Origin of the sequence: Nocardioides endophyticus (genome assembly GCF_039543845.1) — a bacterium.
GTDB classification, from domain to species: domain Bacteria; phylum Actinomycetota; class Actinomycetes; order Propionibacteriales; family Nocardioidaceae; genus Nocardioides; species Nocardioides endophyticus.
In genome coordinates this window covers 104,952-127,602 of sequence record NZ_BAABKN010000006.1, presented here as the reverse complement: position 1 = coordinate 127,602, position 22,651 = coordinate 104,952, and the positions used below count along the sequence as shown (strand labels likewise).

Sequence of the window (22,651 nt, the reverse complement as noted above, 5' to 3'; positions counted from 1 at the left end):
GGCTATGAGGGCCAGATCACGAAATCTGGACACGGAGTTACACAAGGAGTTGCATAGCAGCATGAGTGACCTCTACCAGGACTTCACGTCGTCTGCGATCGGCAGGCAGATCACCAGGCTCCTCGGCCTCCCGCAGCCCACCAGGCTCGAGCGGTACGCCGAGGGCGCGCCGCTCGTCGACGGCACCGTCGCGGTCGGCGGGCGCGGCCGGCTGGCCGAGTCGCTCGTGGGCATCCTCGACACCCTCGGCATCGCCGGAGTCGAGTCGGCCGATCCCGAGCAGCGGTACAAGGGCCTCGTCTTCGACGCAACCGGCCTCACCTCCAGCGACCGGCTGGTCGCGCTCCGCGACTTCTTCACTCCTCTCCTGCGCAGCCTCGACCGGTGCCCACGCATCGTCGTCATCGGCACCCCGCCCGAGCAGGTCGAGGGCAGCGAGCGCGTCGCCCAGCGCGCACTGGAGGGCTTCACCCGCAGCCTCGGCAAGGAGATCGGCCGTGGTGGCACCGTCCAGCTCGTGTACGTCGCGGACGGCGCCGAGGGCTCGGTCGCGAGCACACTGGCCTTCCTGCTCTCCCCCAAGTCGGCGTACGTCTCCGGCCAGGTCGTCCGGGTCGGCGCACACGGCGCCACGAAGCCCGGCAAGGTCGCCGACTGGACCCGTCCCCTCGACGGCAAGGTCGCGGTGGTCACCGGCGCGAGCCGCGGCATCGGGGAGCAGATCGCCCGGGTGCTGCACCGGGACGGCGCGACCGTCGTCGGCATCGACGTGCCCCAGGCGGCCAGCGAGCTCCAGGGCGTGATGCGGGAGCTGGGCGGCGACCACCTGGTCCTCGACATCACCGCGAAGGACGCTCCCCAACGGATCGCGCACCACCTGAAGACCAAGCACGGCGGCGTCGACGTGGTCGTCCACAACGCCGGCATCACCCGCGACCGCAGGCTCGCCAACCTGGCCGCACCCACTGCTGCGCGGAATTCCCGGGAGGGCGACCGCTTCGATCAGGTCATCGCCGTCAATCTGACGGCGCCCGAGCGGATCACCCGCGGGCTGCTCGACCAGGGCGTGATCAACAAGGGCGGCTCGATCATCGGAGTCGCGAGCATCGCGGGCATCGCCGGCAACGTCGGGCAGACCAACTACGCAGCCTCCAAGGCGGGTGTCATCGGGCTGGTCGACTCGCTCGCCGACGAGCTGAAGGACGGCATCACCATCAACGCCGTTGCGCCGGGCTTCATCATCACGCAGATGACCGCAGCCGTGCCGTTCGCGACCCGCGAGGTCGGCCAACGTCTCAATGCACTGGCCCAGGGCGGGCTCCCGGTCGACGTCGCCGAGACGATCGCCTGGTACGCCAATCCCGCCTCGACCGCCGTCAACGGCAACGTGGTCCGCGTGTGCGGCCAGATGATGCTGGGCGCCTGACGTGATCCCCGTCCTGCTGAAGGCCGCGCTCCCGAAGATCCACGCGGGCGGCGAGCTGCCCGACCTGTCGCTCGTGCGGCACGACGTCCCGATCGACGTCGACCACGCGGCGGCGTACGCCGGCCTCTGCGGCTTCCCGCGCAAGGACACCCTGCCGCTGCCCTACCCGCACCTGCTGGCGTTCGGGCTGCACCTGCGGATCATGGCCGACAGGTCGTTCCCGTTCCCCGCGATCGGGACCGTGCACCTCGAGAACTCCATCACCCAGCACCGCCCGATCGCGATGACGGAGAAGCTGCAGGTCACCGCCCGCCCCGACAACCTGCGCCCGCACGCCAAGGGACAGGCCTTCGACCTGCTCACCACGGTGCACTCGGCCGGCGAGCTGGTGTGGGAGGAGACCTCGACGTTCCTGCGTCGCGGCCCGGGATCCGACGACGCGACCACAGGTGCGACGTACCCCGAAGCGCCGCCGACCGGCACGGTGTGGAAGCTGCCCGGCGACCTCGGCCGCAGGTACGCCGGCATCTCCGGCGACCACAACCCCATCCACCTCTACGGTCTGAGCGCGAAGGCGTTCGGCTTCCCGCGCCAGATCGCGCACGGCATGTGGTCGCTGGCCCGGTGCGTCGGCGCATTGGAGAACAGGCTCCCGCGCCAGGTCCGGGTCGACGTCGCCTTCAAGACGCCGGTCCTGCTGCCCGGCTCGGTCGCTCTCGGTTCACGTCCGACGGACGACGGCTACGCCTTCTCGCTCAGCAACCCGAAGACCGGCGCTCCACACGTGCTGGGTCGAACTGTCAGAACCTGACGCGCGCCACGCACACCTCGCCGCTGGCACGGTTCGCGGTCGGTCTTCTTCTCGTAGTCCGCCAAGCCGGAGAAGAGCGCGGCCTGCTCGGCGTACTGCTCGTCGCGGTCGGCGGAGTAGATCAGCCGCCGACCATGCCGTGGTTGGCCCGGAGCTCCTCGATGATGCTCGCGTTGTAGTCAGTCACGTCTCATGCCCGCGCGCGCCCAGACCATGCGATGGTCGCGGCGCCGAGCAGGCTGAGGGCAACCGCGACGAGCACCGCGACGTTCCACCCTGCGAGCAGGTCGGCGCCGGCGTGGGTCGCGACGACCACGAAGAGCGTGATTCCGCAGGCGGCGCCCAGGTAGCGCGCCGTGTTGTTGGCGCCGCTGCCCATCGCGGCGCGGTCCGGCGGCACGCTGGCGACGGCCTCGCGACCGAGGAGCGCGTTGAGGACGCCGGTCGCGAGGCCCGCGACGAACATCGGTACGGCGAGCCGCCACACGCCGGAGGCGGCGTCGAGGCCGTAGCCGGTCAGCTGGCCGACGGCGACGACGACGAGCAGCGCGGCGATCGGGCGCGGCCCTTCGAGCGGGCGGCGCAGGTGCCGGATGAGGTACGCCGTGACCACGCTCGTGCCGGACCACACGACGACCAGCAGGCTGGCGGTCCAGAGGCTGGCGCCGAGGCCCAGCTGGGCGACGGTCGGGACGAACGACGACATCCCGATGATGCCGAGCCCGAGCGTGAGGGAGCCCAGGGTCGCGGCCCGGAACCGCGGAGCGCGCAGAAGCGCCGGGTCGACCAGTGGCTGCGGCACCCGGCGCTCGACGACGCCGAAGCCCACCGCCGCCAGGGCCGCGAGCACTCCGAGGACGATCGTCGGGACGTCGATGCCGCTGCGGCCCTGGGTCAGCGCGCAGACCAGCAACGTCATCGCCGCGACGAGCAGGCCCAGACCGGGCACGTCGATCCGCCGCGGCTCCGCTGCCGACGACTCGCCGATCCGCGCCAGGCTGGGCCAGAGCAGCAGCAGCGCGACGACGCCGACGACGGCGTACGACTCGCGCCATCCGGTGCCGACGTCCAGGGCCGCGGACAGGATCGCGCCGGCGGTGATGCCGAGCCCGACGCTGGCGCCCCAGATCGAGGTGGCGTGCACCCGGGCCGAGCCGGGCGCGAAGTCGTGGGCGAGGACGGCGAGGCCGCAGGCCAGCACCGCCGCTCCCCCGCCCCCCTCGAGCACCCGCGCCGCAATGAACAGCACCGGCTCCTGCGCCACCGCGCAGACGAGCGCGCCGACGCCGATCGCCCCGAGACCCGCGGCGTACACCCGGCGACGGCCGTAGGCGTCGCCGAGCACGCCGGCGGCCAGCAGCGCGGCGGCCAGGCCGACCGACATCGAGCTGAGGATCCAGGCGCGGGCGACGGGGCCGGCGCCCAGGTCGGCCGCGGTGCGCGGGATCGTCGCCATCGGCGTCACGTAGGTGACCAGCACGAGAGCGGTCCCGAGCGCGATCGGCAGCAAGGACCTGATGTCAGCAGTTGGTTTGACTTCCAAACTCACTAGAGGGACGCTACACCCATGACCACGGTTCCTCTAGCCGAGCTCCCCGGCCGGCCGTGCCCGATCGCGGCGTCGCTCGAGCTCGTGGGCGAGCGCTGGGCGCTGCTGGTGGTGCGCGAGATCGCGCTGGGCAGTACGCGTTTCGGCGACATCGTCCGCGGCACCGGCGCCCCCCGCGACCGGATCGCGGCCCGGCTCAAGACGCTCGAGGCGGCCGGCGTGATCGGGCGCACGGCGTACCAGGAGCGCCCGGAGCGCTTCGACTACCACCTGACGGAGTCCGGGCAGGACCTCTTGTCGGTGCTCGATGCTCTGCTGGCCTGGGGCGACAAGCACGTGGTCGCACCCGACGATCCCCGACGACTCAAGCGATACCGGAGACTGACCGCATGACCGAGGACCCGACGACCAGCCGCAACCGCACCATCACCTGGCAGGACCCCGGGCCGGGCACGCTGCAAGGGCTGTCGATGCCCGGCATCGACTACATGCAAGCGGTGATGAAGGGCGAGCTGCCGGCGCCGCCGATCGCGGCGACGATGCAGTTCGAGCTCGTCGAGGCCGAGATCGGACGAGCCGTCTTCACGTGCACGCCGGACGAGTCGGTCTACAACCCGATCGGAGCCGTGCACGGTGGGCTGGTGTGCACCCTGCTGGACTCCGCGGCGGGCTGCGCGCTCCACACGACGCTCCCCCAGGGCAAGGGCTACACGTCGGTCGAGATCAAGGTCAGCTATCTCAAGGCCGTGCGCGCCAGCAGCGGCCTGCTCACCGCGACCGGCACCGTGGTCAAGGCCGGGTCGCGGGTCGGCTTCACCGAGGCGACGGTGACCGACGGCTCGGGCGCGTTGGTCGCGACCGCGAGCAGCACGCTGCTCGTCTTCGACCTGTAGTTCTCTCGAGGATCAGGCCTCGAGGCGCAGGTCGCGGGTGTCGGGCATCGAGCTCGCCTGCACGAGGCACCGGCGGCTCGCGAGTGCGGCGTACATCGCGCGGCGTGCGCCGTCCCGCTCCCACGGCTCGGCCTTGGGGTCGATGCTCGCGGCGAGGGAGTCACGCAGCAGCATCAGCGCCTCGGTGCGGAGCTGCACCACCTGTGCCTCGGCCACGCCGAGCTCGGAGGCGATGCCCGAGACGGGCTCGTTGTCCAAGAAGTAGCGGCCGACCACGCGGCGGTGCCGCTCGGACAGCTCGCCGACGGCCGCGCGGAGACTGACCAGCCGGTCGTCGGTCTCGGCGGGGTCGACGGCCGGCACCGGGGGCTCGGCCGGGATCCGAGCCTCGACCTGCTGGGCCTGGCTGGCGATGACGACGTCAAGCAGCGCGCTGCGGATGAGCGCCGTGGCGTACACCTCGAACGCGCCATCACGCTCGGGGTCGAACGTACCGGCGGCGTTGGTCAGCGCGACCAGTCCAGCGGACTCGAGGGTGTCGCGCCGGACCGACTTCGGGACCCGGGCGATGACCCCGTCCACGATCGACCGGACCATCGACATCGACTCGAGGGCCAGCTCCTGGGCGCTCATCCGCGCGCCAGGGTCGGTCTCGTTCGCACCACTCATGCTGGACATGAAGATCCCATCGGCAGGTTGCCGGGGTACTTCACCGTTTGACTAGACCAGTTCGGCCGGCCCGACCACCTCGACGTCGAGCCAGCCGGCGAGCGCCGCTATCTCGGTGTCGATGGCCTCCCGGGTCCGCGCCGAGAAGCGTTCGTCCTCGTGGACGGCAGTGACGACCAGCGCCCCCTCGGCCCGGTCGGCGGTCGCGTCGAGCTTCCCGACCAGCCGGTCGCCGTACAGGATCGGCAGCGCGTAGTAGCCCCACTGCCGCAGCGCGGCCGGCTTGTACATCTCCAGCAGGTAGTCGAACTCGAAGACCTCGGCCAGCCGCTTGCGGTCCTGCACGAGCCGGTCGAACGGCGACAACAGCGCCGCCCGACCTTCGAACGGCACCTCGAGCAACGCCGGGTCGACCCGCCAGGCACCCCGCACCCCCTCGATGACCGCGGGCTCGCCGGCCTCCCCGACGCCGTGCTGCTCCCCCGGCGACGCCGCGGCCTTTGCCCGCGCGATCCCGAGCGCACTCAGCCGACGCCGGTCCAGGATCCGGCGCGCCTCCTCGACGTCCGGCACCGGGTCGTCGGGGTAGATCCGCTCGGCCAGGTCCCACAGCTGCTCGCGCCCCTGCCGTCCTGCCGTCGCGATCTCGCCGCGCGCGACCATGAGCTGCAGCAGCATCCGCACGTTGCGGTCGTTGTTCCAGCCCGACGACTTCCACGACACCTCGCAGCTGTCCGGCAGCTCGCTGGTCGGAAGCGGGCCGTCGCTGCGCAGCCGGTCGAGGACGTCGCGTCGACAGCCGTCGTTGGCCTCGACCCATTCAGCCCGCGCGACCTGCCACTCCTTGAGGTCGCCGCTCCCCGGCCACTGCGCCATCTCGGCGCGGAAGAGCGCCATGTCCTCCGCCGGGCGGATGAAACCCTGATGCTCGATCAGCACCTGCTCGTCGATCGCGTCGCGCAGCGCGCCCACGTCGTACGACGGACCGAGGCGGCTCCACAGCACGAGGTCGGCGCTGGGCGCGACGGCGCTGGTGGGCTCGGCCTGGAGCACCGTCAGGTGGCGTACGACGTCGAGCAGGTCGGTCGGTCGGGGCGTCGCCAGCAGCTGGGCCCGCACCGCGATCCGCCGCGCGTCGGCGCGGGTCAGCTGGTGCGGCTCCGGCACTGTCTGCTCCCCGCTACTCCCTGACGCCCGGACCCTCGCTGCCGGGGCGCCGCGGCCGGATCAGACCCTCCTGCGCGGCGGTGACCACGAGCGTCCCGTCGGCCGTGAAGATCCGGCCGAAGGCGAGCCCGCGGGCACCCTGAGCCGACGGCGACCACTGGTCGTAGAGCCACCAGTCGTCGGCCCGGAAGGGCCGGTGGAACCACAGCGTGTGGTCGAGCGAGGCCATCTGCGTCTTCGACGGGTTCACGTCGTGGACCGACAGGGTCGCGCCGAGCAGGCTGACGTCGCTGGCGTAGGTGAACGCGGCGACCTGGATGGCCGGGTCGTCCGGCAGCCCTTCGCGCAGTCGGATCCACATCCGGGCCTGGGAGACGTGACCGTCGTCCGGCTCGAGCCCGAAGAGGGTGTTGCCCAGCCAGCGCACGTCGAGCGCGCCCCACTCCTTGCCGAGCGCGTCGGCCTCGTCGTTGCCGCCCTTGCGCATCACCTCGACCAGGTCGAACCCGGTCTCCGGCGCGCCGACCTCGGGCATGGCGTCCTGGTGCTCATAGCCGTCTTCGGGGAGCTGGAAGTTCAGGGTCTGGTAGTAGATCGGGCGCCCGTGCTGGCGGGCGACCACGCGCCGGGTCATGAACGACCGGCCGTCGCGGATCCGCTCGACGTCGTACACGATCGGGACGGCGTAGTCGCCGCCGAGCAGGAAGTACGAGTGCAGCGAGTGCACGGCGAACTCGGTCGGAACTGTGCGGATGCCGGCCATCAGGGCCTGGGCGGCGACCTGCCCGCCGTACACCCGGGCGCGCGCGGACTCCGGCTGCTTGCCGCGGAACAGATCGCCGTCGAGCCGCTCCAGGTCGAGCAGGTCCACGAGCTCCTCGGTGGGGTTCATCACGACTCCTTACGAGGACGGAGCACGGCCTCCTGGGCGACCGAGGCCACCAGGTGGCCGTCCTGGAAGACCCGCGCGAGGGTCAGCCCGCGACCACCCGACGCCGACGGCGAGACCTGGTCGTAGAGCCACCACTCGTCGGCCCGGAACGGCCGGTGGAACCAGACCGCGTGGTCGAGGGAGGCGACGAACGCGTCCCCTCGGCCGAAGCTGATGCCGTGTGGCGCCATCGCGGCCCCGATCAGCGTCATGTCGGAGAGGTAGGTGAACGCGGCCCGGTGCCAGAACTGGTCATCGGGCAGCGTGGATGATGCCCGCAGCCACACCTGCTGCTGACCCGGGTGACGCGGATCCGGCTCCAGGCTGCCGGACGACGAGCCGACGAAGCGGATGTCGGCGACGTTCCACTGGTCGGCGTGCAGCTCCTCCTGGACCTGGCGGCTGGCCGGACGGACCGACTCGTGGTCGGGGCCGGGCACGTCGGGCATCGGCTCCTCGTGGTCGTAACCCGGCTCGTCCTTCTGGAAGTTGACGGTCTGCGCGTAGATCGGGCAGCCGTGCTGCTGCGCGATCACCCGCCGGGTGACGAAGGAGCGTCCGTCGCGGAGGTTCTCGACGTCGTAGACCGTCGGCACGCTCGGGTCTCCCGGCTGCAGGAAGTAGGAGTGCAGCGAGTGCGCGACGTACGGCGTGTCGACCGTCAGCGACGCGGCGACCAGCGACTGGGCGGCGATCTGTCCGCCGAAGACCATCGACCGCGACGTCGGCATCTGGGTGCCACGGAAGAGGTCGTCGTCGAGCTTCTCGAGGTCGAGCAGGGCGAGCAGCTCGGCAGCGTCACCGGGCATGTCAGTCGCGCTCCTGGTCGGTGTCGCCCTGCTGGTCCTGGGGGCCGTCGAGCCCGGCGAGGAACTGCTCGAACTGCCGGCCGATCTCCTCGCCGGTCGGCAGCGGCTCGTCGCGGGCCAGCAAGCTGGAGCCGTCCTGCTCGGCACGCTCGAAGGCGTCGTACTGGCGCTCCAGCGCGGCCACCACCTCGGCCACCTCCTCGTTGGCGGTCAGGTAGCCGGCGATCTCGGCTTCCTTGTCCTCGGCCTCGGCCCGCAGCCCGGACAGGTCGATGGTCAGCCGGCCCGCGATCTCGACCTGCTCGAGCAGCACCGCCGCGGCGAGCGGGTAGTCCATCTGCGCCAGGTAGTGCGGGACGTGCGCGACGAAGCCCATCGCCTGGTGGCCCCACTCGCCCAGCCGGATCTCCAGCAGCGCCTGGGCGCTGCTCGGGATGCGCAGCTCGCCTCGCCATGGGCTGACCGTGGTCAGCAGGTCGGGGTCGTTGGCGTGCGGGGTCAGCGCGATCGGCCGGGTGTGCGGGACCGCCATCGGTACCGAGCCGATGCCGACGACCCGGGTGACGCCGAGCCGCTCCACGACCTCGCGGACGGCACGGCAGAACGCCTCCCACCGGTTGTCGGGCTCCGGCCCGCTGAGCAGGAGGTACGGCGTCCCGCCGGTGTCGCGCAGCTGGCGGACGACCAGCCGCGGGGCGTCGTACCCCTCGTAGTGGTCGCGGGCGAACGTCATCGCCGGGCGCCGGGCGCGGTAGTCGTGGAGCTGGTCGACGTCGAACGTCGCCACCACCGGCCCGTCCGAGAGGTCGGTCAGGTGCTGGGCAGCACGGGCGGCGGCGTTGCCCGCGTCCAGGAAGCCGTCGAGCACCAGCACCATGACGAGATCCCCGCCCGCCTCGCGCACCGCGTCCAGTTCCGGCACCTCGTCGACGATGTGCACCAGGCGCTCGAGCTTGCTCACGGGTCCCCTTCTCCGGTCAGTGGTCGGCGAACGGGTCGCCGATGCTCTCGCCTAACCGTAGTGGGCGTGCTCCTTGTTCCACATCGACCTAGGCATCGAGGCACTGCGCGAGCTCGCGCTGCCTCTCCCCCTGGACCGCGACTGCATCGGTCAGCGCGCTCTGGGCAGCGGTCAGCCCGACCATCGCGGTGTCGCGGTCCTGCTGCCGGTCCAGCTGAGCCTGAGTGGCAGTGGCCAGGACCGTGCCGGCAGCCGAGGCGGCCTCCTGCCTGACGGCGACGACGGTCTGCGCGACCTTCTGCTTCGCCTGCGCCACCTTGAGCGCCGTCACCGCCTTGGCGATCCTCTTCTGCTGGTGCGACCGCTTGGCGGTCTTCAGCGTCTTGGCCGCCTTGGCCACGCGGGTCTTCGCTACCTTCAGCCCCGTCACTGCCGCGGTGAGGGCGGCCGTGGTCCTGGTGGCATCGGCCGCGGCCAGCTGCCTGCTCGACTGTGCGATGCCGACCGCCTCCGAGCGCTGCACCAGCGTCGTCCGCGCGGTCGCCGCGGTGGTGGTGGCACCGCTCACGGCACCGGCCGCGCTGTCCACCGCCTCCTGGTAGGCCGCACAGGCACCACTGAGAGCCGATGGCTGGAGCTGAAGGCTGACGGCACTGACGGCGCCCGTCTCGCCGAAGCAGCGGTCGGTGACCGTCAGGGTCCATGTCCCATTGGGGTTCGTCACCCCCGCGAACGCCGCGGTGATCGGCTGCACGGCGCCCCCACCCTCGGCACCGCCGGGCCTGCTGGCGCGGTAGCGGCCGGCCGGGATGGTGCCCGCGTCGCCCTGGGCCCCAGCCTCGGCCCACCAGTCGTTCGGGGTGGGGGCGTCCGAGAAGGTGTACGGACCGCGTACGTCGCTCAGGTAGCCCGCGCCCGCCGGGTCCGCACCCGTCCGGGAGAACAGCACGACGTTGCTGCCACCAGGGGCGGTCAGCGTCGCCGTGAGGTCACCGACCCAGGTGTGCTCGATCATCAGGTCGGCGACCCTCACCCCGCGGAGTGGCCCCAGCGGCATGCCAGAGGCCTCGAACTGGACCGCCAGCGGATCCCCGGGCGTGCAGGGATCGTTCCCGCCGTCCGCGATCGGGCCCGTCCCGGTCCCGGCGTAGGTCGACCACGTCGATGCCGCCTGGGCGGGCGCGACCGCCGTCGTGGTCATGACCAGTCCGGCGGCCGCGACCCCCAGCGCAAGCAGAGCTGCCTGCCACCGATGGGACCTGCCGAGGTGCTGCGACTTCATGGGGCCAGTGTCGGCCACCGGTCCTGCGCGCGGTCACCAGGGCATGGGCGCGATCAGCCCACCGGCTTCAGGATGAGCGGCTTGGCGGCCGCCGGCACCTTCCCGGCCTCGGTCACGGCGTACGCCTTCGTGACGGCTGTCGTGCTCGCCGAGCACCCGCTGCTGTTCTTCACCGACGCCGCGGTGAAGTTCTGCGGGGTGCCCGGGACCTGCTTGTAGATCTGGGAGCCGGCGATCGCCGGGTTGGCCGTGATGATGGCTGTCTGGAAGGCCTGGCCGCCGGCGTTCGCGTAGCCGGTGCCCGTGCAGCCCGCCTGCGGGTAGTAGATCGAGGTGACCAGGGCGACCGCGCTGGAGGTGGCGGGGTCGTTGTCGTAGAGCACGATCGTCCCGTCACCCATCCGCACCATGGGGTAGACCCCGCTGTAGAAGCCGACCGACTCACCGATGACGGTTCCGTTCTGGTCGACGAAGTCGAACCCGCCCGCCGGCCCTCGCGCTCCGGCCGGTCCAGCCGGTCCTGCCGGCCCGGGCTTGCCGAGCTGTTTCTTCACGCTCTTGGACAGCTTGGCGCTGGTCACGCTCTTGGCCCCGAGCTCGCGACTCGTGATCGTCCCCTTGGCCAGGTCCTTGCCGTGGATCAGGCCTCCTGCGACCGCGGCCCCTCCCGACAGGGCGAGTCCCAGGATCCCTCCGACTGCGATGTAGACGAGCTTGCGCATGGCAACCTCCGTTGCGTCCGTGCGGTGGACGGCTCTCGTCCATCGCGGGCCAGTCTTTTGTCGACGCCACCCCCGGCGCATGACCCGAATGGGGGACTCGCGGCGGCACCTGACCACCCGCGGGGACGGTTGTTACCACCCGGTAATGTTGGGCGGACCCGCCCGAATCCCCGAGGAGACTCCCCCGACATGGCATCAGCCCGACAGCTGCGAGAGGTCGTCTTCGTCGACGGCGTCCGAACCCCCTTCGGCGTCGGCAAGGCCACCGGCCAGTACGCCGAGACCCGCGCCGACGACCTCGTCATCAAGTGCATCCGCGAGCTGATGCGACGCAACCCGTCGCTGCCGCCCGAGCGCGTGGACGAGGTGGCCGTCGCCGCCACCACCCAGATCGGCGACCAGGGCCTGACCATCGGCCGTACGGCTGCGCTGCTCTCCGGGCTGCCGCAGAGCGTGCCCGGCTTCGCGATCGACCGGATGTGCGCCGGCGCGATGACCGCCGTGACGACCACCGCCTCCGGCATCGCCTTCGGCGCGTACGACGTCGCCATCGCCGGCGGCGTCGAGCACATGGGCCGGCACCCGATGGGCGAGGGCGTCGACCCCAACCCGCGGATCCTGTCCGAGCGGATCGTCAACCCGGACGCGCTCGTGATGGGCAAGACCGCCGAGAACTTGCACGACCGCTACCCCACGATCACCAAGGAGCGCGTCGACGCCTACGCCGTCCGCTCCCAGGAGAAGACCGCCGCCGCGTACGACGCCGGCAAGATCCAGCCCGACCTGGTACCTGTGGCGACGAAGTCGGCCGAGCTCGGCTGGGGCCTGGCGTCGACCGACGAGCCGATGCGTCCGGGCACCACGATGGAGACGCTCGCCTCGCTGAAGACGCCGTTCCGCGCGCACGGCAAGGTGACCGCCGGCAACGCCGCGGGCATCAACGACGGCGCAACCGCGTCGCTGCTCGCGGACGAGGAGACCGCGAAGGAGCTGGGCCTGCCGATCAGGATGCGGCTGGTCTCGTACTCCTACGTGGGCGTCGAGCCCGAGGTGATGGGCGCCGGCCCGATCCCGGCGACCGAGAAGGCCCTCAAGCAGGCCGGCCTCACCATCGACGACATCGGGGCGTTCGAGGTCAACGAGGCGTTCGCCGTGCAGGTGCTGGCCTTCCTCGAGCACTTCGGCATCGCCGACAACGACGCCCGAGTCAACCCGTACGGCGGCGCGATCGCGATGGGCCACCCGCTGGCCTCCTCCGGCGTACGCCTGATGACGCAGCTGGCCCGCACGTTCGAGGAGCACCCCGAGGTGCAGTACGGCCTGACCACCATGTGCATCGGCATCGGCATGGGCGGCACCGTGATCTGGGAGAACCCGCACTACACCGGACAGGTGGCCTGACATGACTGACCTGAAGAACCTGCTGAACCGCGCCCAGGAGATCTCGTCCGACGCCGAGCGCGTGACCGAGGCGCACCTGCGCAAGGTGACCCTCCCCGCCAGCAATGGGCAGAGCGCCGGCGTGATGGGCCTGATCACCCTCGACAACGGCGAGGACCACACCAAGCCCAACACCTTCGGCCCACGCTCGCTGATCGCGCTCAACGCGGCGATCGACGCGGCCCTGGCCGACGACGAGATCACCTCGATCGGCGTGACCGGCAAGCCGTTCATCCTCGCGGCCGGCGCCGACCTCACCTCGATCGCGGGCGGCGGCTCCGACGCCGTACGCGTCGTGGCGGAGCTCGGCCACGCGGTCTTCCGCAAGCTCCAGGACGGCGGCAAGACGTCGTTCGGGTTCATCAACGGCCTCGCCCTCGGCGGCGGCCTCGAGGTCGCCCTGCACTGCGACTACCGCACGGTGATGGACAGTGCGCCGGCCCTCGGCCTGCCCGAGGTCATGCTCGGTCTGGTCCCCGGCTGGGGCGGCGCCTACCTGGTGCCCAACCTCATCGGCGCCGACAAGGCCGTCACCGTGATCCTCGAGAACCCGCTCAACAACGGCAAGACGCTCGGCGGCAAGGCGGCGTACGACATCGGCCTCGCCGACGCATGCTTCTCGGGCGCGGACTACCTCGAGCAGTCGCTGCTGTGGGCGGCCTCGGTGCTCAACGGCGAGCTCGTCGTCGAGCGACCGGAGGTCGACAAGGGCGAGGCGTGGAGCGCCGCCGTGGCCCGGGCGACCCAGCTCGCCGAGGCCAAGACCGGCGGGGCCAGCCCGGCCGCCGCGAAGGTCGTCGAGCTGATCGCCGGTGCGCGGACCGCGACCCGCGACGAGGGCTTCGCCGCCGAGGACGACGCGCTCGAGGCAATGTCGCGTACACCGGAGCTGCTCGCCTCGCTCTACGCCTTCGACCTGGTGCAGAAGCGGGCCAAGCGGCCCGCCGGTGCGCCCGACCGCTCGCTCGCGCGTCCGGTCACCAAGGTCGGCATCGTCGGCGCCGGCCTGATGGCATCGCAGCTCGCGCTGCTGTTCGTACGTCGCCTCGAGGTCCCGGTCGTGCTGACCGACCTCGACCAGGAGCGCGTCGACAAGGGCGTGGGCTACGTCCACGCCGAGATCGACAAGCTGCTCGCCAAGGGGCGGATCAACCACGACAAGGCCAACCGGCACAAGGCGCTCGTCACCGGCGCGATCGACAAGTCGGAGGTCTTTGCGGACGCCGACTTCGTGATCGAGGCGGTCTTCGAGGAGATGTCGGTCAAGAAGTCGGTCTTCGCCGACGTCGAGAAGGCCGTCTCGCCGACCTGCATCCTGGCGACCAACACCTCGTCGCTGTCGATCACCGAGATGGCCGCCGACCTCGAGCACCCCGAGCGGGTCGTCGGCTTCCACTTCTTCAACCCGGTGGCGGTGATGCCGCTGCTCGAGATCGTCAAGGGCGAGCGGACCGACGACGCCACGCTGGCGACGGCGTTCGGCACCGGCAAGGCCCTGAAGAAGACCACGATCCTGGTCAACGACAGCCCGTCGTTCATCGTCAACCGCCTCCTCGGGCGCTTCATGGGCGAGGTCGGCCGGATCGTCGACGAGGGCACGCCCGTGCCGGTGGTGGATGGCGCCTTCGCAGGCGTCGCTCCGATGCCGCCTTTCGTGCTGCTGTCGCTCGTCGGCCCCGCGATCGCGCTGCACAACAACGAGACCCTGCACAGCGCGTTCCCGGATCGCTTCTACGTCTCCCCCGCGCTCGAGCGCGTGGTGGCAGCGGGGAAGTCGTCGTACTACGGCCCCGACGGCGCTCTCGACCCCGAGGTCGTCGCGCTGCTCGAGTCGCCGCCCGATCCGGTGGTGCTGTCGTCCGCCGAGGTGCGCACGCGGGTGCTCACCGGCCTGGCCGATGAGGCCCGCCGGATGCTCGACGAGGGCGTCGTCGTCGCGGCCGAGGACCTCGACCTCGCGATGATCACCGGCGCGGGCTTCTCGTTCTGGAACGGCGGCCTGACGATGCTGCTCGAGCGCGAGGGCCTCGGCCAGTTCCATTGATGGGCGAGTTCACTGACGACCGCTCGGGACGTCATACGAATCGAGGCCCGGGGCCCACGAAACGTATGACGTCCCGGCGTCGTCAGTCGGTCACGTGCGGCAGGGTGGCGCGGAACGTGGTGCCCCGACCCAGCTCGCTGTCGACGGTCACCTCGCCGCCGTGAGCCGCCACGATCGAGCTCACGATGTTGAGGCCGAGCCCGGTCCCGGGGATCTGCTGGCGCAGCGCCTCGCCGCCCCGGAAGAACCGTCCGAAGACCTGGTCGATCTCGTCGGCAGCGATGCCCATCCCGGTGTCGCTGACCTCGAGCACGATCCCGTCGGCCGCCTCACGCAGGCAGACGGTGACGGTGCCGCCCGCGCGGCTGTACTTCACGGCGTTGGACAGCAGGTTGTCCAGCACCTGCCGGATGCGCTGTGCGTCGACCAGCGTCAGGAGCCGGTGGGGTACGTCGAGCTCGACGCCCACGCCGCTCTGGTCCGCGTACAACCGGGCCGCCTCCACGGCCTCGCGCGCGACGGCGACCAGGTCCGCGTCGGCGCGCTGCAGCTGGAGGCTGACCTCGGCGACCTGTCCGACCTGCAACAGGTCGGACAGGAGGGTCTGGAGCCGGGTGGCGTTGCGCCGGATGACCTGGACGTGCGCGACCGCATCCGCGGGCATCTTGTCGTTCTCGGCGAGCAGCTCGAGGTAGCCGAGCACCGAGGTGAGCGGCGTACGCAGCTCGTGCGACACCGACGACACGAACTCGTCCTTCACCTGCATCGCGCGCATCAGGTCGGTGATCTCCTGGTAGGCGAGAGCCGCGCCGAGGCGCTCGCCTGACGGTCCACGCACCTGGCGGGCCGAGACGGAGAAGGCTGCGCGGGTGATCGGGTCGTCGCCCACCCAGTAGGTGTAGTCGTCGAACTCCTCGCCCTGGGCAGCGCGGTAGGACGGCATGTCCTCCTTGGCCATCAGCGTCTTGCCGTCCGGGTGGTAGACGTGTCCGAGCTGGCCGGCCTCGCCCCCGTGACCGTCGGGGAAGGGCAGCCGCATCGTCTCCTGGTGCCGGCGGTTCATCCGCTCGTAGCGCCCGTCCCGGCCGATCAGCAGCAGCCCGACGCTGACCGTCTCGAAGACCGCCTCCAGGCTCTGTCGCTCGTGCTCGACGTCCGCGGTCGCCGCCCGGAGCCGGTCCTCGTGCTCGTGCTGCTCGGTGACATCGAGGATCTGCGAGATGAAGTGCAGCGGTCTGCCGTCGCGTCCGCGCACGAGCGCCACCGACAGGTCGCCCCAGGCCACGTGCCCGTCGGCGTGCAGGTAGCGCTTGCGCAGCCGGTAGGAGTCGATCTCCCCCGCGAGCGCCCGGTCGAACTGCACGAGGTCGGCGTCGAGGTCGTCGACATGGGTGAGCTCCTGGAAGCCGCGCTGTTGGAGCTCCTCCACGTCGTACCCGAGCATCTCGGACATCGCCCGGTTGACCATGAGCAGCCGACCGTCGAGGCCGACCAACGCCATCCCGATCGGAGAGTGCTGCAGGGTCAGGCGCCACAGGTCCGGGTTCTCCGGCGTCGCACCCACCATGGCACCTCCCTACCCGAACCCACCTGGTGAGGGACACGGTAGGCGAGGATGGGGGCGTGCACCTGTTGCGACCCCTCATCTGCGCGCTCGTGTGCGCGGCGACTCTGACGATCGCGCCGGCGTACGCCGCCGAGCCGCGTCCCGCCGTCAAGACGGAGCGCCTGCTCAACGCCCTGCACTGCGACGCGGGCCGAGCGGACGGCCGGATCGACCAGCACGCCCGCTCGGCGATCGTGCGCTTCCAGTCGAGGGCCGGCATCCGGCAGAGCGGCACGGCCGACGTACGCACCCGCAAGCGCTTGTACGCCGAGGACGCCCCGCGCTGCGACGTGCGCCCCGTGCCGGCCCGCTCCGGCCATGGCCGTCGGATCGTCATCTCCCAGCAGCAGAACTGGATCTGGCTCATCGGGCCGGACGGCGACGCCGTCGCGCAGGGCGGGATGGTCGACAACACCGGAGTCCTGCATCGAGGCAGCCACGCCACCGGCTCCTACTGCGGGCGAGGCGCCCGGATCAAGCTCAACCAGGCGGCGAGCGGCAACGTGTGGCTCGACAACTTCGTGCGGTTCGCGCCGTGCGGTATCGGCTTCCACCGGATCCCGCGCTACAAGAGCAACGGGCACCAGATGCACGCCGACTGGATCCTCGGCACCAACATGGCCCAGTCCCACGGTTGCATCCGGCTGAGCCGGGAGCTGTCGCTGAAGGTCTGGAACTTCACCACCCGGCGTACGCCGGTGCGGGTGGTCTGACCGCATGGACGCGCTCAGTTCGCCGACGACAACGCCTGGGAGGCATGGCTGGCCGAGCACCATGCATCCGCGCCCGAGGCGTGGCTGCGGATCGCCAGGAAGGGTTCGAGACTGGAGCTGCTGTCGATCGCCGATGCTCTCGGCGGCGCGCTGCGCTTCGGGTGGATCGACGGCCAGCGCAAGGGGCTCGGCGACGTGTCGTACCTGCAGCGCTGCTGCCCGCGTCGCCCGCGCAGCATCTGGTCGCAGATGAACGTCGACAAGGTCGCCGCTCTGGCTGCGGCCGCCCGGATGCGGCCCGCGGGCATCGCCCAGGTCGAGGCGGCCCACACCGACGGACGCTGGGCGGTGACGTACAAGCGCCAGGTCGACCGGCTGCTGCCCTAGCTCACACCCCACAGTGCGGCGACGTGACGAGCGTCGGTGCCGCAGCAGCCACCCACCACCCGGAGCCCGGGCAGAGCCGGTCGGAGCGCGTCGTACGACGTCGTGAGCAGCCCGAGGTCGCCCTCGTCCAGCTCCTCAGCGGCGTCGAGCTCGGCGTGGCTCTGGGTGGAGGCGTTCGGGTTGACCTGCACGATCCGCGACCGCCAGTCCCCGTCGTCGAGGCCGAGTGCGATGTGCGTCGGATGTGCGCAGTTGACGATGTAGCCGTCCGCCGCCTCGTGCGCCTCCACCAGCGCGACCGCGTCGGCGAGGGTGGTGCCGTCGGGCAGCCGGCCGTCGGTCTCCACGGTGAACCCGACCCAGACCGGGACACCGGCCGACCGGGCGGCGCGCGCGACGCCGATGCCCTCCTCGGGGCCGGTCAGCGTGTAGGCGGCGACCACGTCGGCACCGGCCTCGGCGAAGGCCTCGACCTGAGCCCGGTGGTAGTCGGCGGCCTCGTCGGGGTCGGCCCGCTCGCCCGCGACGTACCCGTCACCGCGCGGCCCGATCGCACCGATGACCCGGACGTCGTCGAGGTCGCCGTACGTGTCCCGCAACCGGTGCAGGAACGCGATGCTGTCGCGGTTGACCCGTTCCAGCGCGGCGGGGTCGTAGCCCACCCGCGCGCCCCAGTCGGGGTTGGCGCGCCAGGTCGGCGACTCCATCGTCAGACCGGCGCCGGCGCGACGGGCGACCGCGGCGTACCCGTTGTAGTAGTCCCGCAGCAGTCCTCGGCCGCGCTCGCCGTCGACCAGTGGGAAGGACGCGAACTCGGGGAGGTCGACGCCGTGGTGGAAGATCAGGTCGGTCTCGAGCCCGCCGTCGCTGACGTAGTTCCGCGACGAGAGCCAGGAGAGCTCGTGGTGGGCCATGACAGTGCTCCGGAGGATGAGTTGAAGACTCGACGTACTTTTCGGAGGAGGTGCCGCTCCTGTTGAGCATCCCGCAACGAGCGGGGACGTCCCACAGGAAATCGGGTTTCCATGGACACCATTGTCTGCACGTCGTCCAGTGCCAGGGCAACGCAGCGTCGTCTCCCCCGCCTCGTCATCGTCGAGGAGCACACGGCTGTCGCCGACGTCCTCGACGCCGGGCTCTGGGGTCGCTATCGCGTGCGGTCGGTGATCGCCACCGCGCAACGGTCGGTCGCCGCGACGGTGGCCGCGGCACGGGCAGCCCGGCCGGACGTCGCGATCGTCGCCGTACGGCCGGGCCCGTTCATCGACGCCGAGCTCGTGATGAGCGGCCTGCGCGCGGCAGGGGTGCCGGTCGTCGCGCTCAGCACGGTCGACCTCGATGACGACCCGGTCCACTGGGGCCGCTGCCTGCTCGCGGGGGCGCTCGGTCTGCTGCCGAAGTCCGCGGACCTCGCCGACCTCACGCGGATGCTGGACCGGGTCCTCTCGGACCAGCCACCGATGTGCCCGGCCCTCGTCAGCCGGCTCAGAGAGGCCGCGACCCGTGCCGCCACCGACGACGAGTGCTGGACGGCGCGCAACCGGCTCGGCTGCCTCAGCGTCCGGGAGCGGGCCGTCATCGGCAAGCTCCTGTCGGGCCGGTGTCCCGCCGAGATCGCACGCGAGGACTTCGTCGCCGAGGCGACCGTCCGCACCCAGATCAAGTCGATCCTGGCGAAGCTGGAGGTCAACTCGCAGCTGGGCGCGGTCGCGGTCGCTCGTGCCGCCGGATGGCCGGCGAGCCGTGAGCTCGCCGTCGCCAGCTGACCACTCCCGTCAGTCGTCCAAGAACGGGTAGTCCGTGTAGCCCTCGGCACCCCCGCCGTAGAAGGTGCCGGGGTTCGGCTCGTTGAGCTCGGCCCCGGTCTGCGCCGATGGCGTCGCCGACGGCCTCGATCACCGCAGGTATATCTCGTCGGTCTCGATGGCGCGCGGCGTCGGGTTGGCCTGCTGGCCGTTGGGTGTGACGACGTTGCCGGGAGCGGCGATGGCGCCGGGGTGGTACTCGACCGCCACGGCACCAGGGACGGCGCCCTGCGAGCGGCTGCGGGTCAGCGGCGCCTTCACAACGCGGTTGGGCACGGTCCGGGCGCCGGCGGTGAGGAGACTCACCCGCGCCGCTCTTTGCCTCCCGTTAGCCCGCTGCTGGAGCGCGCTTAGGGCCAGCGCGGCGAAAGTCGTCCTCGTCCGATCAACCGACTCCATCAACAAAGAACTGGGAGCCCCGATGAAGAAGGTAGTCCTGGCCGGCATCGTCGCCGTCGTCGTGCTGGTGGTCGCAGCCGGAGGTGCCTGGTGGGTGCTCGGCCGCGACAGCGAGACCACCGAGCGCGGCACCTGCGGCAACGCGACCTACGAGCTGTCCGCGGAGGACGAGGACGGCGGCGTCGAGGTGACCTTCGAGGTCCAGTCCGCAGCACCCGGCGAGACCTGGCAGGTCGTCATCGAGCAGGACGGCACCGAGGTCTACTCCGGCACCCGCCAGACCGACGAGGACTCCGAGCTCGACGTCGACGTCACCGTCTCGGCGAAGGACGGCTCGTCCTTCACCGCCACCGCGACCCCGGAGTCCGGCGAACCCTGCACGGCATCGCTCGACCGCTGACCCACATCCACACCCCAAGGAGCAACACCATGAAGAAGCAGCTGATCGCCCTGACCACCGCCACCGCCCTGGTCGCCGGCACCGGCGCCGCACTCGTCGCCGGCCCGGCCCAGGCCGACGGTCCCGAACGTCACGCCCGCGGCCAGGTCGCCGGCGCGGCGTACGAGATCGGGATCGAGAAGGAGCGCCGCTTCGAGGTCGACGCCGACCTCGACGGAGTGCCCGCCAACTCGACGTGGCGGATGGTCGTCCGTCACGACGGCAAGCGGGTCGGCACCAGCACGGCTCGCGCGGTGCGTGACGACGGCCGCTACGAGGTCGACTTCCGCGAGATCCGCAGCGCGAACACCGCTGAAGGCGACACCTTCAAGGTCACCATCAAGCGCGTCGGCACCTCGACGAAGGTGACTCGCACCCTCCGCTTCGCGAGCTGACCTCAACGTACGGCGGGGCCGAGGTCGACGACGACCCGCGCCCCGCCGTACGGCGAACCTCCCCAGGACAGAGCACCACCGGACTCGGCGGCGGTCTTGTCGACGATGGACAGGCCGAGCCCCGTCGAGTCCGCCCCGGACTCGCCCCGGTCCGCGACGTCGATGCCCTCCGGGAACCCCGGCCCGCCGTCGTCGATGCTCAGCCGCAGGCCGCCGCCTTCGCGCGGGGCCAGCACGACCAGCACCGCAGCGTCGTCCGGTGTGTGGGAGAAGACGTTGTCGAGCAGCACGTCCACCACCGCCCTCAGGTCCTCCGCCGAGGCCCGCACCAACACCGGTCGGGTCGGCTCGACGCGCACCTCGAACGCTCGCCCCTGGTCCTCGGCCAGCGGCTCCCAGAACCGGGCACGCTCGGCCACCACGGCCACCGCGTCCGCCTCGGGCACCACGCCTTCGCGCTCCGAGCGACGGGCTTCGCGCACCACGTGGTCGACGGTGGCCTGGAGCTCGTCGAGGTCCGCACCGAGGCGGACCCGGTCGTCGGGGTCGGTCAACGCGTCGATGCGGAGCCGGAGCGCCGTCATCGGGGTCCGCAGCCGGTGGGAGACGTCGGCGATGCCGGCCCGCTCTCGCTCGAGGAGGGCCTCGATGCGGCCGACGAGCCGGTTCATCGCCGCGGTCAGCTCGCGCACCTCCGGCGGGCCGGAGGCCGGGACCGGCTCGGGTCGACGGCGCTCCCCCAACGTCGTCGCGTACGCCGCGAGCCGGCGGATCGGCAGCACGAACGACCGCCCCAGCCGGTCGGCGAGCACGAGTGCGCCGGCAAGCAGGGCGACGCCGAGCAGCAACAGCACCAGCCAGCTGCGGACGATGTCGGACTCCAGCCCAGGCGGGCGCACCTCGACCCGGATCACCGGGGTGTTGCCGGGAGTGTCGCTGCTACCGCCGAGCGAGACCGGGACCAGGATCTCGGAGCCACCGTCCACGTCGCGCACGCTCGCCTGGCCCGTCAGCCGGGCCTCGACGACATCGGCGTCCTCACCCGGGCTCGGGCCGATCCCCTCGCCTTCGGGGTGCTGCTCGGAGGGCGGGTAGAGGACGGTCGTCGTGACGTCGTCCCCCTGGTTGACCTGGTCGAGGTACGTCGTCACCGCCCCCTTGTCCTGGCCTGATACGACGGTCTCGGTGGCCTGCACCTCGAGCGCCGCGCGGGACAGCCGGTCCTCCAACGCGTAGCTGCGCAGCAGCACGGCCATCGGCACGAGCATCGCGAGCAGCACCATGGTCACCGCCGCCGCGACGGTGAGGATCAGGCTGCGGCGCACCGGGTCACTCCGTGCCCGGCGCGGAGAGCCGGACCCCGACACCGCGCACCGTGTGGAGGTAGCGCGGCTCGGCCGCCGACTCACCGAGCTTGCGGCGCAGCCACGACAGGTGGACGTCGACGGTCTTGTCCGAGCCGCCCCAGGGCTGGTTCCAGACCTGGGTGAGCAGCTCGCGCTTGGTGACGACCTCGCCCGGGCGCTCGGCGAGGTGGCGGAGCAGGTCGAACTCACGTGGGCTCAGGTCGAGCACCTCCCCGTCGACCGTCGCCCGGCGCGCGGCAGCGTCGATCTCGAGGCCGCCGACCACGACCGGGCGTCGGGTCGCCGTACCCCCGCCGACGCGGCGCATGACGGCACGGATGCGTGCCTCCAGCTGGTCGGTCGTGAACGGCTTGACGACGTAGTCGTCCGCTCCCGCGTCGAGGCATCCGACCAGGGACGGGTCATCGTCGCGGGCGCTCGCGACGATGACCGGGACGTCGCTGACCGCACGCAGCATCTGCAGGACCTGCGTCCCGTCCACGTCGGGAAGCCCGAGGTCCAGGATCACCAGGTCGGGCCGGTTGTCGACGGCCATCGCCAGCCCCTGCATGCCGGTCGCCGCCGACGTCACCGCGTGCCCGCGCTCGTCGAGCGACCGCATCAGCAGCGGCCTGATGCGCGGGTCGTCCTCGATGATCAGCACCTGGGCCACGTCTTGAACCTAGCCGTCGCCCCCAGGTGCGGCCGACGTCCTTAGCCGCGCCTTAACCGTCCCCTAGCGAAACCCGGCGTACGGCGGGGCATCATCGGTGGGTGACCGACGAGCTGGCCGAGCGCCGCCACCGACACCGTCGGCTCGCGGGCTACGTCGTCGCCTGGCTCGTCGCCGCGGGCAT

General features: G+C 71.4%; 24 protein-coding genes. 11 read left to right on the top strand and 13 right to left on the bottom strand.

Translation table 11 applies throughout. The annotated features are described in order from the left end of the window. The first annotated feature begins 61 nt into the window (after positions 1 to 61). The gene (locus ABEA33_RS05265) at positions 62 to 1,426 is read left to right on the top strand and encodes a 3-oxoacyl-ACP reductase (protein WP_345525583.1); all 1,365 of its coding nucleotides are present in this window, start codon (positions 62 to 64) and stop codon (positions 1,424 to 1,426) included. Between the two features lies 1 nt (position 1,427). Further along, positions 1,428 to 2,237, top strand: coding sequence for a MaoC/PaaZ C-terminal domain-containing protein (locus tag ABEA33_RS05260; RefSeq protein ID WP_345525581.1), 810 nt, complete (start codon positions 1,428 to 1,430; stop codon positions 2,235 to 2,237). A 190-nt stretch (positions 2,238 to 2,427) separates the two neighbouring features. Here the strand turns inward: ABEA33_RS05260 and ABEA33_RS05255 are convergent, their stop codons facing one another. After that, on the bottom strand, positions 2,428 to 3,786 hold the full coding sequence (locus tag ABEA33_RS05255) for an MFS transporter (protein WP_345525580.1): 1,359 nt from the start codon (positions 3,784 to 3,786) through the stop codon (positions 2,428 to 2,430). Positions 3,787 to 3,804: 18 nt separating this feature from the next. On the opposite strand from ABEA33_RS05255, the gene ABEA33_RS05250 reads away from it, so the two are divergent. Together ABEA33_RS05250 and ABEA33_RS05245 are read left to right on the top strand one after the other, a co-directional pair. Then, positions 3,805 to 4,179 (top strand): winged helix-turn-helix transcriptional regulator, encoded by a 375-nt coding sequence (locus ABEA33_RS05250; protein WP_345525578.1) that lies wholly within the window; start codon positions 3,805 to 3,807, stop codon positions 4,177 to 4,179. After that, entirely contained in the window at positions 4,176 to 4,679 is a 504-nt protein-coding gene (locus ABEA33_RS05245) for a PaaI family thioesterase (protein WP_345525576.1), read from the top strand. Before ABEA33_RS05250 ends, ABEA33_RS05245 begins: the two co-directional genes overlap by 4 nt. A gap of 12 nt (positions 4,680 to 4,691) precedes the next feature. Here the strand turns inward: ABEA33_RS05245 and ABEA33_RS05240 are convergent, their stop codons facing one another. The 7 genes from ABEA33_RS05240 to ABEA33_RS05210 form a co-directional block, all read right to left on the bottom strand. Then, complete coding sequence (locus tag ABEA33_RS05240; protein WP_345525574.1) at positions 4,692 to 5,348, bottom strand: sigma-70 family RNA polymerase sigma factor; 657 nt, start codon at positions 5,346 to 5,348, stop codon at positions 4,692 to 4,694. Between the two features lie 51 nt (positions 5,349 to 5,399). Then, a complete protein-coding gene (locus ABEA33_RS05235; protein WP_345525573.1) occupies positions 5,400 to 6,515 on the bottom strand; it encodes a DNA glycosylase AlkZ-like family protein in 1,116 nt (371 codons plus the stop codon). Positions 6,516 to 6,528: 13 nt separating this feature from the next. Further along, positions 6,529 to 7,407 (bottom strand): acyl-CoA thioesterase, encoded by an 879-nt coding sequence (locus tag ABEA33_RS05230; protein WP_345525572.1) that lies wholly within the window; start codon positions 7,405 to 7,407, stop codon positions 6,529 to 6,531. Continuing rightward, complete coding sequence (locus tag ABEA33_RS05225; protein WP_345525571.1) at positions 7,407 to 8,255, bottom strand: acyl-CoA thioesterase; 849 nt, start codon at positions 8,253 to 8,255, stop codon at positions 7,407 to 7,409. Before ABEA33_RS05225 ends, ABEA33_RS05230 begins: the two co-directional genes overlap by 1 nt. A gap of 1 nt (position 8,256) precedes the next feature. Continuing rightward, a complete protein-coding gene (locus ABEA33_RS05220) occupies positions 8,257 to 9,216 on the bottom strand; it encodes a proteasome assembly chaperone family protein (RefSeq protein WP_345525570.1) in 960 nt (319 codons plus the stop codon). 88 nt (positions 9,217 to 9,304) lie between these two features. Continuing rightward, a complete protein-coding gene (locus ABEA33_RS05215; protein WP_345525569.1) occupies positions 9,305 to 10,498 on the bottom strand; it encodes a proprotein convertase P-domain-containing protein in 1,194 nt (397 codons plus the stop codon). Positions 10,499 to 10,551: 53 nt separating this feature from the next. Further along, on the bottom strand, positions 10,552 to 11,220 hold the full coding sequence (locus ABEA33_RS05210) for a hypothetical protein (RefSeq protein ID WP_345525568.1): 669 nt from the start codon (positions 11,218 to 11,220) through the stop codon (positions 10,552 to 10,554). 189 nt (positions 11,221 to 11,409) lie between these two features. On the opposite strand from ABEA33_RS05210, the gene ABEA33_RS05205 reads away from it, so the two are divergent. Together ABEA33_RS05205 and ABEA33_RS05200 are read left to right on the top strand one after the other, a co-directional pair. Continuing rightward, positions 11,410 to 12,621, top strand: a complete 1,212-nt coding sequence (locus ABEA33_RS05205) for a thiolase family protein (RefSeq protein ID WP_345525567.1) — start codon at positions 11,410 to 11,412, stop codon at positions 12,619 to 12,621. A 1-nt stretch (position 12,622) separates the two neighbouring features. Further along, positions 12,623 to 14,704, top strand: a complete 2,082-nt coding sequence (locus ABEA33_RS05200) for a 3-hydroxyacyl-CoA dehydrogenase NAD-binding domain-containing protein (protein WP_345525566.1) — start codon at positions 12,623 to 12,625, stop codon at positions 14,702 to 14,704. Positions 14,705 to 14,786: 82 nt separating this feature from the next. Here ABEA33_RS05200 and ABEA33_RS05195 read toward each other — a convergent pair whose 3' ends face one another. Further along, positions 14,787 to 16,268, bottom strand: coding sequence for a sensor histidine kinase (locus ABEA33_RS05195; protein WP_345525565.1), 1,482 nt, complete (start codon positions 16,266 to 16,268; stop codon positions 14,787 to 14,789). Positions 16,269 to 16,327: 59 nt separating this feature from the next. Here ABEA33_RS05195 and ABEA33_RS05190 point away from each other — a divergent pair, with 59 nt between their 5' ends. Continuing rightward, the gene (locus ABEA33_RS05190) at positions 16,328 to 17,023 is read left to right on the top strand and encodes a L,D-transpeptidase family protein (protein WP_345525563.1); all 696 of its coding nucleotides are present in this window, start codon (positions 16,328 to 16,330) and stop codon (positions 17,021 to 17,023) included. A gap of 195 nt (positions 17,024 to 17,218) precedes the next feature. After that, positions 17,219 to 17,410 carry a YdeI/OmpD-associated family protein gene (locus tag ABEA33_RS05185; protein ID WP_345525562.1) on the top strand — a complete coding sequence of 64 codons (192 nt, stop codon included), beginning with the start codon at positions 17,219 to 17,221 and terminating at the stop codon, positions 17,408 to 17,410. Here the strand turns inward: ABEA33_RS05185 and ABEA33_RS05180 are convergent. Next, the gene (locus ABEA33_RS05180) at positions 17,407 to 18,324 is read right to left on the bottom strand and encodes a homocysteine S-methyltransferase family protein (RefSeq protein ID WP_345525561.1); all 918 of its coding nucleotides are present in this window, start codon (positions 18,322 to 18,324) and stop codon (positions 17,407 to 17,409) included. The genes ABEA33_RS05185 and ABEA33_RS05180 overlap by 4 nt on opposite strands. Before the next feature lie 111 nt (positions 18,325 to 18,435). On the opposite strand from ABEA33_RS05180, the gene ABEA33_RS05175 reads away from it, so the two are divergent. Beyond that, positions 18,436 to 19,176 carry a LuxR C-terminal-related transcriptional regulator gene (locus ABEA33_RS05175; protein ID WP_345525560.1) on the top strand — a complete coding sequence of 247 codons (741 nt, stop codon included), beginning with the start codon at positions 18,436 to 18,438 and terminating at the stop codon, positions 19,174 to 19,176. A 129-nt stretch (positions 19,177 to 19,305) separates the two neighbouring features. On the opposite strand, the gene ABEA33_RS05170 is transcribed toward ABEA33_RS05175, so the two are convergent. After that, positions 19,306 to 19,521, bottom strand: coding sequence for a hypothetical protein (locus tag ABEA33_RS05170; RefSeq protein ID WP_345525558.1), 216 nt, complete (start codon positions 19,519 to 19,521; stop codon positions 19,306 to 19,308). Between the two features lie 115 nt (positions 19,522 to 19,636). Here ABEA33_RS05170 and ABEA33_RS05165 point away from each other — a divergent pair, with 115 nt between their 5' ends. Together ABEA33_RS05165 and ABEA33_RS05160 are read left to right on the top strand one after the other, a co-directional pair. After that, positions 19,637 to 20,014, top strand: coding sequence for a hypothetical protein (locus tag ABEA33_RS05165; RefSeq protein ID WP_345525557.1), 378 nt, complete (start codon positions 19,637 to 19,639; stop codon positions 20,012 to 20,014). A 29-nt stretch (positions 20,015 to 20,043) separates the two neighbouring features. Next, the gene (locus ABEA33_RS05160; protein ID WP_345525556.1) at positions 20,044 to 20,448 is read left to right on the top strand and encodes a hypothetical protein; all 405 of its coding nucleotides are present in this window, start codon (positions 20,044 to 20,046) and stop codon (positions 20,446 to 20,448) included. A 2-nt stretch (positions 20,449 to 20,450) separates the two neighbouring features. Here ABEA33_RS05160 and ABEA33_RS05155 read toward each other — a convergent pair whose 3' ends face one another. Both ABEA33_RS05155 and ABEA33_RS05150 read right to left on the bottom strand, forming a co-directional pair. Then, on the bottom strand, positions 20,451 to 21,773 hold the full coding sequence (locus tag ABEA33_RS05155; RefSeq protein WP_345525555.1) for a sensor histidine kinase: 1,323 nt from the start codon (positions 21,771 to 21,773) through the stop codon (positions 20,451 to 20,453). A gap of 4 nt (positions 21,774 to 21,777) precedes the next feature. Then, positions 21,778 to 22,467 carry a response regulator transcription factor gene (locus ABEA33_RS05150; protein ID WP_345525553.1) on the bottom strand — a complete coding sequence of 230 codons (690 nt, stop codon included), beginning with the start codon at positions 22,465 to 22,467 and terminating at the stop codon, positions 21,778 to 21,780. Positions 22,468 to 22,651: the final 184 nt, after the last annotated feature.

Excerpts from the sequence above, each read along its gene's own strand:
- ABEA33_RS05225 (WP_345525571.1), bottom strand. The coding sequence starts at position 8,255 with ATGCCCGGTGACGCTGCCGAGCTGCTCGCCCTGCTCGACCTCGAGAAG.
- ABEA33_RS05205 (WP_345525567.1), top strand. The coding sequence starts at position 11,410 with ATGGCATCAGCCCGACAGCTGCGAGAGGTCGTCTTCGTCGACGGCGTC.
- ABEA33_RS05180 (WP_345525561.1), bottom strand. The coding sequence starts at position 18,324 with ATGGCCCACCACGAGCTCTCCTGGCTCTCGTCGCGGAACTACGTCAGC.
- ABEA33_RS05200 (WP_345525566.1), top strand. The coding sequence starts at position 12,623 with ATGACTGACCTGAAGAACCTGCTGAACCGCGCCCAGGAGATCTCGTCC.
- ABEA33_RS05250 (WP_345525578.1), top strand. The coding sequence starts at position 3,805 with ATGACCACGGTTCCTCTAGCCGAGCTCCCCGGCCGGCCGTGCCCGATC.
- ABEA33_RS05245 (WP_345525576.1), top strand. The coding sequence starts at position 4,176 with ATGACCGAGGACCCGACGACCAGCCGCAACCGCACCATCACCTGGCAG.
- ABEA33_RS05165 (WP_345525557.1), top strand. The coding sequence starts at position 19,637 with ATGAAGAAGGTAGTCCTGGCCGGCATCGTCGCCGTCGTCGTGCTGGTG.
- ABEA33_RS05215 (WP_345525569.1), bottom strand. The coding sequence starts at position 10,498 with ATGAAGTCGCAGCACCTCGGCAGGTCCCATCGGTGGCAGGCAGCTCTG.
- ABEA33_RS05160 (WP_345525556.1), top strand. The coding sequence starts at position 20,044 with ATGAAGAAGCAGCTGATCGCCCTGACCACCGCCACCGCCCTGGTCGCC.
- ABEA33_RS05175 (WP_345525560.1), top strand. The coding sequence starts at position 18,436 with ATGGACACCATTGTCTGCACGTCGTCCAGTGCCAGGGCAACGCAGCGT.
- ABEA33_RS05240 (WP_345525574.1), bottom strand. The coding sequence starts at position 5,348 with ATGAGTGGTGCGAACGAGACCGACCCTGGCGCGCGGATGAGCGCCCAG.
- ABEA33_RS05265 (WP_345525583.1), top strand. The coding sequence starts at position 62 with ATGAGTGACCTCTACCAGGACTTCACGTCGTCTGCGATCGGCAGGCAG.
- ABEA33_RS05230 (WP_345525572.1), bottom strand. The coding sequence starts at position 7,407 with ATGAACCCCACCGAGGAGCTCGTGGACCTGCTCGACCTGGAGCGGCTC.
- ABEA33_RS05210 (WP_345525568.1), bottom strand. The coding sequence starts at position 11,220 with ATGCGCAAGCTCGTCTACATCGCAGTCGGAGGGATCCTGGGACTCGCC.